Origin of the sequence: Actinomycetospora sp. NBRC 106375 (genome assembly GCF_030269665.1) — a bacterium.
Lineage (GTDB): Bacteria > Actinomycetota > Actinomycetes > Mycobacteriales > Pseudonocardiaceae > Actinomycetospora.
On record NZ_BSTS01000091.1, the window covers coordinates 1 to 263 of the forward strand.

General features: G+C 62.0%; 1 rRNA gene. It reads right to left on the minus strand.

Annotated elements, in window-relative coordinates:
- Positions 1-263, minus strand: a 23S ribosomal RNA gene (locus tag QSK03_RS33000); the annotation flags it as partial.

A 263-nucleotide genomic window follows, 5' to 3' on the forward strand; every position in this document is an offset into this window, starting at 1 on the left:
GCCTCGGTATTCTCTACCTGACCACCTGTGTTGGTTTGGGGTACGGGTCGCGTAGGAACTCGCTAGAGGCTTTTCTCGGCAGCATGGGATCACTCTGCTTCGCCTCAACCGGCTATGCGTCACGTCTGAGCCTGCATGGTGTACGGATTTGCCTGTACACCGGCCTACACGCTTGCACCAGCACTACCACTAGCTGGCGGAGCTGCCCTCCTGCGTCACCCCATCGCTTGGCTACTACCAGGCGGGGTCCCGCGCTCCCCCCG